This window comes from Ectobacillus funiculus (assembly GCF_004138295.1).
GTDB classification, from domain to species: Bacteria; Bacillota; Bacilli; order Bacillales; family Bacillaceae_G; genus Ectobacillus; species Ectobacillus funiculus.
Genome location: NZ_SCFM01000007.1, coordinates 287,593 through 298,371, shown reverse-complemented (window position 1 = coordinate 298,371; position 10,779 = coordinate 287,593). Strand labels below are relative to the sequence as shown.

The following is a 10,779-nucleotide window of genomic DNA, read 5'->3' as shown; positions in this document are numbered from 1 at the left end:
AAATTAGGGTGGTACCGCGGAAGACAACCTCTTTCGTCCCTGTGACGCAATAAGTGCGTGCACTGGGATGAAAGAGGTTTTTTTATTTTACACTTTAAGAAAGTTCCAGCTAAAAGCGAATTCGTTGTGGTAGAAAATCCTAGGGATAAAGTGGAAGCGAAATTACGCCTCTGTCTTCGTCTAACAGTCCGCCAATCGCGAGTTTTCTTTAAATGAACACAACCTATTTTGTGAAGGAGGATTACAAATGAGTGCTCAAAGTTCAGCTATTTTACTAAAAGAAGGTCTTCGAGAAAAGTTATTAAAGCCTGATTACCTATCAGGTTCGGAAATTTTACTTCGATGCTTGTTATTAGAAGGAGTAGATTGCGTCTTCGGTTATCCAGGGGGAGCCGTATTGTATATGTATGACGCCATGTATGGAAACGAGGATTTCCATCACCTGTTGACACGCCATGAGCAAGGGGCAATTCATGCAGCAGATGGATATGCGAGGTCGACAGGCAAGGTAGGTGTGTGTATTGCTACATCGGGTCCGGGGGCTACAAATCTTGTCACGGGGATTGCTACGGCTCATATGGATTCCATTCCGCTTGTTGTTATCACAGGTAATGTAGCTACGTCTCTCATTGGTACGGATGCCTTTCAAGAAGCGGATATCATGGGAATCACCATGCCCATTACAAAGCACAGCTATCAAGTTCGCAAGGTTGAGGATTTGGCTGGAGTTATTCGTGAAGCATTTCATATTGCTTCTACAGGTAGAAAAGGTCCTGTATTGATTGATATTCCTAAGGATGTATCGGCTGATAAAACGACCTTTACTTATCCAGAGGAAATCCAAATACGCGGCTATAAACCAATCGAACACCCTAACAAACAACAGGTAGAAAAATTGTTGAAGGCCATAGAAGAAGCGGAACGTCCTGTCATTTTGGCTGGAGCTGGTGTTGTTCATTCTGGGGCACATCACGAGCTTTTGGAATTTGTTAACAAAACACAAATACCCGTAACTACTACACTGCTTGGGTTGGGCGGATTTCCAAGTGCCCATTCTTTATGGATGGGGATGCCCGGGATGCACGGGACGTATACCGCAAATACAGCTATACAAGAGTGTGACTTACTGATTAGTATAGGGGCACGGTTTGATGATCGAGTGACGATGAACTTGGAGGGCTTTGCTCCAAAGGCAAGGCTCATTGCGCACATTGATATTGATCCTGCCGAAATTGGAAAAAATGTCGAGACCCATATCCCGTGCGTTGGTGATATAAAGTCAGTGTTGGCATTAGCTAATGAAGCTGCAAAACCTGCTCAAACTGAATCTTGGGTTTCCAAAATCAAGGAAAATAAACAGAAGTTCCCGCTTAAATTTAAAGATGACGATGCGGTACTGAAGCCACAGTATGTGATCGAGATGATTCACGAAACAACCAAGGGGGAAGCCATTATAACCACAGATGTAGGACAACATCAAATGTGGGCAGCTCAATTTTATAAGTTTAATCATCCTCGATCTTTAATTACTTCCGGCGGGCTAGGTACGATGGGTTTTGGGTTCCCAGCGGCCATAGGAGCGCAAATGGGAAACCCAGACCGTCTAGTAATTTCCATCAATGGTGACGGCGGTATGCAAATGTGTTCGCAGGAATTAGCTATTTGTGCGATTCATAATATCCCCGTTAAGGTAGTAATCATCAATAATCAAGTGCTAGGCATGGTTCGTCAGTGGCAGGAATTCATTTATGAAGAGCGTTATAGCCAAATCGATTTATCAGGAAGTCCAGACTTTGTTCAATTGGCTAAAGCATATGGAGTAAAAGGGCTTCGAGCACAAACAAAAGAAGAAGCTCACCGTGTGTGGCAAGAAGCATTGGAGACACCAGGTCCTGTAGTAATTGACTTTGTAGTGCCGACAAGTGAGGTTGTTCTTCCAATGGTTTTACAAGGAAAAACGCTTAGTGAAATGATGATGGAGGAGGAATAACAAGTCATGGAAAAACAAAAAACCATCTCGCTATTAGTCAAAGATCATCCAGGGGTTATGCAGAGAGTAACAAGTTTATTTACTCGGCGTGGCTTTAATATGGAAAGCATTACAGTTGGTGCCTCAGAAGAAGCCGGCGCGTCACGAATTATTATTGTTACCACTGGCGATGATAGCTTAGTTAAGCAAATCCTAAATCAACTATTAAAATTAGTTGATGTCTACGAAGCAACACTTCTTCGACCAGCAGAAACAGTTACACGCGAATTAGCCCTTATGAAGATGAATATAGACCCAAGCAAGAATGAGGAACTTGCAGGTATAGTGGAAAGATATCAAGCGACCGTGGTAGATATCGGTACAAAGACAATGATTATCCAAGCTGTGGGAGACACAGAAAAAATTAACGCGATAGTAGAACAATTGATGCCATATGGAATGTCCCAATTGTCACGTACGGGAGTGATGGCGATGGAGAAGGGGAGTTGAAGCCATATTATTAATAAGAGGAATTATTATGACGAGAATTGATAGTAAAATAAATGAAGAAAAGCTAGGTCTTCTTACATCGAGAAGACCTGTTTTTTATACTGTATTTACAAGGAGCGTTCATATAAAAATCAAAATATTGAATTTACAAAAACGATACGCAACTCCATAGCGTCAGAGTGTTTGTCCATTATCAATTGTAAATACCTGCCCTGTAACAGACTCCTGCATCAATTGAAAAAGAATAGCATCTGCGATATCGTTAGGTGTTGAAATTTTTTGAAGGGGTAAGCTTCCTGCAAGTTGATACATCTTTTCTTCGTTGCCGGACCACCATCTTGTATCCACTGCGCCTGGAGAGATACTGTTCACTCGAATCTCAGGTGCCAATGCAATTGCTAATGACCTTGTCATAGTGTGAATGGCTGCTTTTGTTGCTGCATATGGGATAGATGAACCAATTCCTGTCATTCCGGCTACACTGCCCAAGTTAACAATAACACCGGATTTTTGTTTCTTCATATACGGGACAACTGCTTTTATACAGTGGAACATCCCTTTCACATTTACATCAAATAAAGAATCCCATACTTGGTTAGTTACAGATTCTAAATCATTCATTGGTATCTGAGCTGTAATGCTTGCATTGTTTACTAAACCGTCTACTGTCCCAAAAGAGGTGACAGTTTGAGATACCATTTCATTGACTTCTTTTTCTATTGCTACATTCGCCTTATAGGCAAATGCCTTGCTTCCCCGGTGGATAATTTCCCTAACGACTTCTGCTGCTTCCTTTTCCGAGCGGCTATAATTTACGACAATTTTTGCTCCTGCATCCGCTAACTTCAAAGCTGTTGCCCTTCCTATGCCAGTGCCGCCGCCAGTTATAATGAATGTCTTATCTCTTAATTGCTCCATTTTGCATCATCCTTATTTTGTTTTATCTAATATGCTTTATTATATTTTTATTTAGGTAAAGGATATAATACTAGATAATGAGAGGGGTATCATTTTAAATGATATCAAAGGAGGGATCGATCCTTGGAAAGTCATGATTTACGAATTTTTAAGCATGTTGCAGAGTTGCAGTCGATATCCAAAGCTGCCGAATTATTAGGATATGTCCAACCGAATATTAGCCAGAGAATCAAAGGTTTAGAAGAGGAACTAGGTACTAAATTACTTGCTCGTACTAATAGAGGAGTAACATTAACTGATGAGGGGAAAGTGTTATTAGAGTATACACATCACATTTTGCTTTTAATGGATGAAGCCAAATCAAAAGTTAACCCTAGTAAGTGGAGAGAATCTTTAATTATTGGCGCTCCCCAAACAATTTCTGCAATTAAAATCCCGCAGCTATTTTCTTCTTTTTTGGAGGAAAATAAACATATAGATGTCAAGGTAAAGACAGCTACTAACCGAAAGTTACAAGAAATGCTTTCCTACGGAGAAATTGATGGACTTTTTTTAATCAGTACAGCTAATCGCTCACAGTTTGAAACTGTTTATAGCTATTTGGAGAAAATGGTGCTCATTTCTCCTGAATATCATGGGGTTGAGGAGAAAAATAATCAAACATTGCTTATCAATAGTGATCCACATTGCGTATATAGGGATAAATTGTTGAAGTTTTCTCAGGAAAATAACTTCGATCAACCAATTATTATGGAATTTGACTCACTTGAATCTATTCTGCAAGCTGTTCATGATGGACTTGGGATCAGCATCGTACCAGCAGATGTTGCGTATAGTCGAAAAGAGCTACAAGTGTTTCAATATCAAGAACTGCCAGAAGTAATTCAAATTGATTTTGTCATAAGAAAAAGAAAGCTAAAACGACAAAGTCTCAAGCAATTTATTCGCTTCTTAGAAGATCAATCTCCCCTCGCATAGCTATAACCTACTGCTTTGTGAGCAAAAAATCTCTCTGGATTATTTAGCACTGTAAGAAAGTATAAATTTCTAGCTGAAAGACAATTCGACCTGGCGAGAAATTTTAGGAATACAGTATAAGTAGGGCTACGCCTCTGTCTTCGCTAGGGGAGCAGTGCTCGCCAATCAGCGAGTTTTCTTGAACTAAAGGGATAGGGGGAGATTTTCATAAAATGTATTTGGCAGGTGAGGAACCATTGTTGCGATTTATCTTTCGACTCTTATGTCAATTAAATTGAAGAATCATCTAAAACAACAGTAAGCGACCTCGTCTATCCATACTGGAACGACAAGGTCGCTTACACTATTTCTTCATTCATTTTTTTTCGAAGTCCTTTCAATATTTCTTGATTGTAGGATAATCACCTCTTGACTCGAGATTTTTTCAAAACTCATGTCTAGGTTGCTACCCGGCTTATGTAATTAAACCTTCGCCTTACTTACTTCATTGGAATCACCTTTCCTTGAATGGATTCTAGTAATCCCCCATGTACATCTCTGCACATTTCGCCTTTCCCTATCGCAGCGGACTCACCCTCTTTTAAATAGAGTTTGGTTGTATCCCTGTACGTGAATTGTACATTCGCCTTGCTCTATCGCACTGGACTCACTTCCTTTTCTAGTGTGTTTGGGTTCCTCTGTATTACTTGTTCCTATCATACACAATAGGTCGAAATTTGTAAATACTAAATATTATAAATGTTATAAATTTTCAGAAAAATAATTAAGAATATGTGAAGGAATAGTGAGTAGTTAAGAACGGTACGAAAAAAGGAAGGGCAGAAGCAACAATGGTTTGTTGTTGAAAACGGTTTGGGAGCATACGACAAAATAGAAGAAGATGGTTCAATCAATGATGATTATCGCATTGATTACCTTCGCGATCATATCAAGCGATGGGAGAAGCAATTGAAGATGGTGTCGAGCTAATGGGATATACTTCTTGGGGTTGTATCGACTTAGTAAGTGCATCTACTGGTGAAATGTCTAAGCGTTATGGATACATTTATGTAGACAAGCATGATGATGACAGCGGCACATTAGAGCGTAAGAAGAAAAAGTCCTTCTTCTGGTATAAAAATGTTATCGCCACAAATGGTGAGCAATTATAAAGAAAACTCGCCGATTGGCGAGCCCTGCCCTTGGGCGAAGACAGAGGCGTAGTTGCCCTTATACTGTATTCCTAAAATTCCCCACTACGTCGAATGAACTTTCAGCTGGGAATTTATACTTTCTTACAGTGTAAATAAAAATAATCATTATGCCGGCAAGTCTATTATGGCTGCCGGCATTTCTTTTGAAGCTCTAGATAAAGGTCTAAATAGAAATTAAAACTTCCTTTTTAAGTTCCAGTTTTCGATATACAAGCGCAAGCACCATTGATGGTATGGTACAAACAATCATGCCGATAAAGGCATATCTTGGTCCGATTTCGTATAAATAGCCACCAAAAAATGTGAATATTGCCGTGCTCCAGCTAAGTGCAAGCGCTGAATACATGCCTTGTGCTTTCGGAATCTGCGCAGGTGGAATATTTTTGATCAAATATTTCATAAAGGCATAATGTCCCATTGCAAATGAGCATGCATGCAAGGTTTGTGCAATACAGAATACAATCACATTCGGAAAAGAAAATACTAGTAACCATCGTATGGTTGAACCTAGTGCCGCCATTGCCAACAAGGAGCCAACTGAAAACCGCTGAAAGTGTTTGTCGGCAATGGAAAAGAAAATGATCTCTGCGATTACGGCAATGTTAAGAATTAGTCCAATCAAGTACTTTGGTGCATGGATTTCCTGTAAAAAGATATAGCCATAGCTGTAATAAGAGGCGTGTGCTGCTTGTAATAAAATCACGATTACAAGCACTGACCCAAAGTGTTTTATGCGGAATAAACTCATCATTCCGTGTTTTTTATTTTGATCCATTTTCGGTGTTTCCGATAAAACAACGGGCGAATGCATAAAACCTAGAAATAGGAATATCAGTGTCCCAAGTAACAGGGCCCATAAAATTACTTTATCACCCATTGCTCCTGTAAACAAAGTTAAGATCATGCCAGCTACAACAAATCCGATTGAACCAAATGAGCGGCTTTTGCCGTAATCCCTTAATTGTTTATTTTGCACAAGTGTACCGGCTGCACTATCTAAAGCTGGCATTAATGCTGGATAAAAGAACTGTAAAAGCAAGGTAGCCAAAAGTAAGCCAGTAAAGGAAGTTGCCGGGATATAACTCAAAAGGCTGATGATTGTCCCAATGGTCATTACATTTAATAATGTTTTACTACTGAATTTTTCCGCGAAATAAGGAAATGCGACTAAAGTAGAGAGACCTCTAGCAACCAATCCTAAGCTCATAATCAAACTGGCTTGTGAAACGGTAATCCCTTTTGTATGAATCATCCACCCGGTCCAATATGGTAGAAAAATGCCCCAAGTTATAAAAAAACTAAAAAACCGACTGCTCATCCAACGTTGTGTGTTCATTTTTATTACCTCCATTGGTTGTATAATACCACGGAGATACTTACAATAATATGAGATATCTCATATTTTATCTAAAAGGTGATCTATGGAAATTTATAAAAATGGGAAAAGACAACGCTATCTGGAAGAATACTCCATTGCACATTTATTTTCATTTCCGATCGAAGAGTTTTTACAAGTTCACGAATATCAACGTGATGAATGGATTATTCAAGAAGGCATGAGACCGTATTTTCTATTTTATGTTATGGAAGGAAAAGCAAAAATATATGTGACACATCAAAATGGGAAAGTTTCCTTAATTAATTTTATCAACGCAAATGACTACATTGGGGAAATGGAATTATTAAATGACGTGTACTATACAAAAGGGATTCAAGCCTCAACTAAGACGATTTGTTTTGCGCTTCCTATTCATCACTATCGCACACAATTACTGGAAGATGCGAAATTTCTACGTGAATTAACCAAGTTTCTAAGTGTAAAGGCAACACTTATGGCTGCAAAGTATTCTCAAAGTCTTGCCTTCCCGCTTGAAAACCGGCTTGCGGATTTTATTTTGGAAACTGAAGATGAAGGGGTCTATAAGGAGAAACACGTAACGGTTTGTGATTATTTAGGCGTATCCTATCGGCACTTATTGCATGTACTTACACAATTTTGCGATAAAAGGTATTTGCAAAAGAAAGGGCGGAACTATCAAATTAAACAGTACCAGTCCCTATATGAACTTGCTCAGGTATTGAAGCATAAGTAACCATTTAGACTAAAGTATGTTGTGCAGTAACCAAATCGTAAAAATCGCCGACTGGCGAGCCGTTAGGCGAAGACAGAGGCGAAGACAGAGGCGTAGTTGCCCTTATACTGTATTCCTAAAATTTCCGACTACGTCGAATTCGCTTCTATATAAGTTGAGCTAAATATTTTCCCATAACCCCATCGCAGCACAGATTCATACAGAATGTATTGCCCTGCAAAGACAATTTGAATGATGATTGAGCAACTAAATTCAAAAGGTGCAAGAATTAAATTCAACTTATATAGCTAGAAATTTATACTTTCTTACAGTGCAAAAAATCTTCCAAGACGGAAGATTTTTTTATTTTAAATGGGGAAATCCTTGCTGGCGCAAAGCCTCATATACCAATATAGCAGCTGTATTCGAAAGGTTCAGTGATCGAGCGTTATCATTCATTGGTATTCTCAGAAAGTGATCTTTATTTTTTTCTAGTAAATCTGTTGGTAAACCAGTTGTTTCTTTTCCAAACATAAAATAATGTTCCTTTGATACATCACTGAAATCAAAGGATGAATGTGGTTTTTCACCAAACGTCTCAATATAGTAAAACTCACCTTGATTTTTTGAAAAAAAGTCATCTAATGAGTCATAATACGTTATGTTTACAAGTTGCCAGAAATCTAAACCAGCTTGTTTTATCATCTTTTCATCTGTTGAAAAGCCAAGTGGTCGGATTAAATGCAAGGCTGTTTCCGTTGCGGCACAAGTACGTGCAATATTTGCAGTATTAGCCGGAATTTCTGGTTGATATAGTACAACATGTATTGCCAAGGATGGTCACCTCTATCTTTATTTTACCCTTCAAATTATAGCATACAGATTAAATTGTAAAGATATGTACTTACGCTAACGGGGACGATGCTTAAAGAAGCATCATCTTTCCATAGTCTAAAAATATTTCCTGTATAGGTCCTATCTGATATTCCCGCTTAGTTGGGCGTAAATACGAGTGGTTTCACTTTTCTCGTTCTGAATAACATCCAGTGGCGCTCCATTATTCAATAAATGGGTGGCCTTCTGTTAATTAGTAATGGAAATTCCTATTTTACTCTTTTTACACTGTAGGAAAGTATAAATTTCCAGCTAGAAGTCGATTCGACGTAGGAGGAAATTTTAGGAATACAGTATAAGTGCAACTACGCCTCTGTCTTCGCCCAAGAGCGTGGCTCGCCAATCGGCGAGTTTTCTTTATGAATATCCTCCGTTCCGGCAGCCAATGCAGTCTGGTAATATAAGCATTTATGCTCGATGACTTCCATTGTTTTTTTTAGTTCTTCCATTTGTGCTTCTACAGTAGCTTTTCGTTCCATAAACATGTCATATCTTTGCTGCAATGTGGAATCTCCATCAGAACACCAATCAATGAATTTTTTAATTTCCTTGATAGGCATCCCGGTGGCTTTTAGACATTCAATTACTTTTAAAGCACCGATATCGGATTCTTTAAACAATCGTGTTCCGCTGGATGTCCGTTCTACAAAAGGCATAAGTCCCTCCTTGTCATAGTAACGCAAGGTATATGGTGTAAGATTCAATTCTTTTGCAACTTCGCTGATAGAATATGTCTTCATCATTTATCCCCTATTCTTAATGATATAGACTTCGAGTTAACTCTATATTATAAGGGGATTTTATCAAGGTATTTGCTGAATGTCAAAGTCACCTTATAGGGAGAGTAGAAATTGACTCTGCTTAACGGAGATGTACTTACTAAAAAAAGAATGTAGGCTATATTGATAGATGAAATAAAATCTGTATGGGCAGCGATCTCAAAAGAAATATAAATTAATCGCTTGACTTAGAGTTAACTATAAGGATTAACATTGATTTGCAGGAGGAAAAAGGATTGAGGGAAATGAAGGAAGGGGAATTTTAACCTGGCTTTTCATTTACACTGGTACAATCGCATTCTCTTGAAAAATATAAATTATCGGAGGTCTTTTTATGATAACTGCTAAAGCACGAGCTGTTGACGGTCCGGACAAAGCATTTCGAGCAGCTGAAATTAAACGACGCGATCTTGATTCGCATGATGTTCTAATTGAAATTAAATATGCAGGCATATGCCATTCTGATATCCATACTGCTCACGGTGAATGGGGTCCCGTGAACTATCCACTCGTACCTGGACACGAGATTGCAGGAATTGTCACAGATGTAGGAGCAGAGGTCACAAAGTACAAGGTCGGTGACCGGGTAGGGGTTGGATGTATGGTTGACTCCTGCGGCGAATGTGAGAACTGCCGTAAAGGAGAAGAACAATACTGTCTTAAAGGAAATGTCCCAACTTACGCTGGTGTTGATAAATACGGTGAGCCTACTCAAGGTGGCTATTCTACCCATATTGTTGTAACTGAAGACTTCGTAGTGAGAATTCCTGATGGCATTGAGCTTGATGTCGCAGCACCATTACTTTGCGCAGGTATTACAACATATTCGCCACTACATCATTGGGGGGCTGGTCCAGGAAAGAAAGTAGCGGTTGTTGGTATGGGCGGTCTTGGTCATATGGCTGTCAAAATTGCACATGCGATGGGTGCCGAGGTCACTGTTCTGTCACAAACATTGAACAAAAAAGACGATGGCTTGCAATTCGGCGCAGACAACTACTATGCCACAAGCAATCCAGAAACATTCAAGAAACTTGCCGGAACCTTTGACTTAATTATTAACACGGTAAGTGCAACAATCGACATTAATGCTTATTTCTCACTGTTAACTCTAGATGGTACTCTAGTAAACGTTGGTGCGCCCGCAGAGCCATTGTCAGTAAATGTGTTTTCTCTCATCGGTCATCGCCGTTCATTTGCAGGTTCCATGATTGGCGGGATTCGTGAAACTCAGGAAATGTTGGAGTTCTGTGCGAAACATGACATTGTTCCTCAGATTGAAGTCATTTCAGCCGACCAAATTGACGAAGCCTACAAACGCGTATTAGCTTCAGATGTGAAGTATCGATTCGTGATTGATATCAGCACAATGTGAGTTGCGTAAATGATACATTCTAATGGTCATTTCGAGGATGTCCCAAAAGCCTAGCTTTTGGGACATCCTTTTATACTTTCTTAAAGTGAAA

At 39.2% G+C, this 10,779-nt stretch carries 9 protein-coding genes and 2 pseudogenes; 6 read left to right on the top strand and 5 right to left on the bottom strand.

Going from position 1 to position 10,779, the window contains the following annotated elements; all coding sequences use genetic code 11:
• Positions 1–247 precede the first annotated feature (247 nt).
• Both ilvB and ilvN read left to right on the top strand, forming a co-directional pair.
• On the top strand, positions 248–1,990 hold the full coding sequence (gene ilvB / locus EP737_RS07780; protein WP_129727389.1) for a biosynthetic-type acetolactate synthase large subunit: 1,743 nt from the start codon (positions 248–250) through the stop codon (positions 1,988–1,990).
• Positions 1,991–1,996: 6 nt separating this feature from the next.
• On the top strand, positions 1,997–2,479 hold the full coding sequence (gene ilvN, locus EP737_RS07775) for an acetolactate synthase small subunit (protein WP_129727388.1): 483 nt from the start codon (positions 1,997–1,999) through the stop codon (positions 2,477–2,479).
• Positions 2,480–2,653: 174 nt separating this feature from the next.
• On the opposite strand, the gene EP737_RS07770 is transcribed toward ilvN, so the two are convergent.
• Entirely contained in the window at positions 2,654–3,397 is a 744-nt protein-coding gene (locus EP737_RS07770; protein WP_129727387.1) for an SDR family NAD(P)-dependent oxidoreductase, read from the bottom strand.
• 123 nt (positions 3,398–3,520) lie between these two features.
• Between EP737_RS07770 and EP737_RS07765 the strand changes: the two genes are divergently transcribed.
• Both EP737_RS07765 and EP737_RS07760 read left to right on the top strand, forming a co-directional pair.
• Positions 3,521–4,375 (top strand): LysR family transcriptional regulator, encoded by an 855-nt coding sequence (locus EP737_RS07765; RefSeq protein ID WP_129727386.1) that lies wholly within the window; start codon positions 3,521–3,523, stop codon positions 4,373–4,375.
• 834 nt (positions 4,376–5,209) lie between these two features.
• A pseudogene (locus EP737_RS07760) lies at positions 5,210–5,526 on the top strand (family 1 glycosylhydrolase); the annotation flags it as partial.
• Between the two features lie 205 nt (positions 5,527–5,731).
• Here the strand turns inward: EP737_RS07760 and EP737_RS07755 are convergent.
• On the bottom strand, positions 5,732–6,904 hold the full coding sequence (locus EP737_RS07755) for an MFS transporter (protein ID WP_129727385.1): 1,173 nt from the start codon (positions 6,902–6,904) through the stop codon (positions 5,732–5,734).
• Positions 6,905–6,989: 85 nt separating this feature from the next.
• Between EP737_RS07755 and yeiL the strand changes: the two genes are divergently transcribed.
• A complete protein-coding gene (yeiL, locus tag EP737_RS07750; protein ID WP_129727384.1) occupies positions 6,990–7,661 on the top strand; it encodes a transcriptional regulator YeiL in 672 nt (223 codons plus the stop codon).
• Positions 7,662–8,003: 342 nt separating this feature from the next.
• Here yeiL and trmL read toward each other — a convergent pair whose 3' ends face one another.
• From trmL to EP737_RS07735, 3 genes and pseudogenes are all read right to left on the bottom strand, one after another.
• Complete coding sequence (trmL, locus tag EP737_RS07745) at positions 8,004–8,474, bottom strand: tRNA (uridine(34)/cytosine(34)/5-carboxymethylaminomethyluridine(34)-2'-O)-methyltransferase TrmL (protein WP_129727383.1); 471 nt, start codon at positions 8,472–8,474, stop codon at positions 8,004–8,006.
• A 141-nt stretch (positions 8,475–8,615) separates the two neighbouring features.
• Positions 8,616–8,717: pseudogene (locus tag EP737_RS26210) on the bottom strand (integrase); the annotation flags it as partial.
• A gap of 122 nt (positions 8,718–8,839) precedes the next feature.
• Positions 8,840–9,274, bottom strand: a complete 435-nt coding sequence (locus EP737_RS07735) for a MerR family transcriptional regulator (protein WP_129727382.1) — start codon at positions 9,272–9,274, stop codon at positions 8,840–8,842.
• Positions 9,275–9,647: 373 nt separating this feature from the next.
• Here EP737_RS07735 and EP737_RS07730 point away from each other — a divergent pair, with 373 nt between their 5' ends.
• Positions 9,648–10,688, top strand: coding sequence for an NAD(P)-dependent alcohol dehydrogenase (locus tag EP737_RS07730; protein WP_129727381.1), 1,041 nt, complete (start codon positions 9,648–9,650; stop codon positions 10,686–10,688).
• Positions 10,689–10,779 lie beyond the last annotated feature (91 nt).

Coding starts and splice junctions, on each gene's coding strand:
- ilvB (WP_129727389.1), top strand. CDS start 248: ATGAGTGCTCAAAGTTCAGCTATTTTACTAAAAGAAGGTCTTCGAGAA.
- ilvN (WP_129727388.1), top strand. CDS start 1,997: ATGGAAAAACAAAAAACCATCTCGCTATTAGTCAAAGATCATCCAGGG.
- EP737_RS07770 (WP_129727387.1), bottom strand. CDS start 3,397: ATGGAGCAATTAAGAGATAAGACATTCATTATAACTGGCGGCGGCACT.
- EP737_RS07755 (WP_129727385.1), bottom strand. CDS start 6,904: ATGAACACACAACGTTGGATGAGCAGTCGGTTTTTTAGTTTTTTTATA.
- yeiL (WP_129727384.1), top strand. CDS start 6,990: ATGGAAATTTATAAAAATGGGAAAAGACAACGCTATCTGGAAGAATAC.
- EP737_RS07735 (WP_129727382.1), bottom strand. CDS start 9,274: ATGAAGACATATTCTATCAGCGAAGTTGCAAAAGAATTGAATCTTACA.
- EP737_RS07730 (WP_129727381.1), top strand. CDS start 9,648: ATGATAACTGCTAAAGCACGAGCTGTTGACGGTCCGGACAAAGCATTT.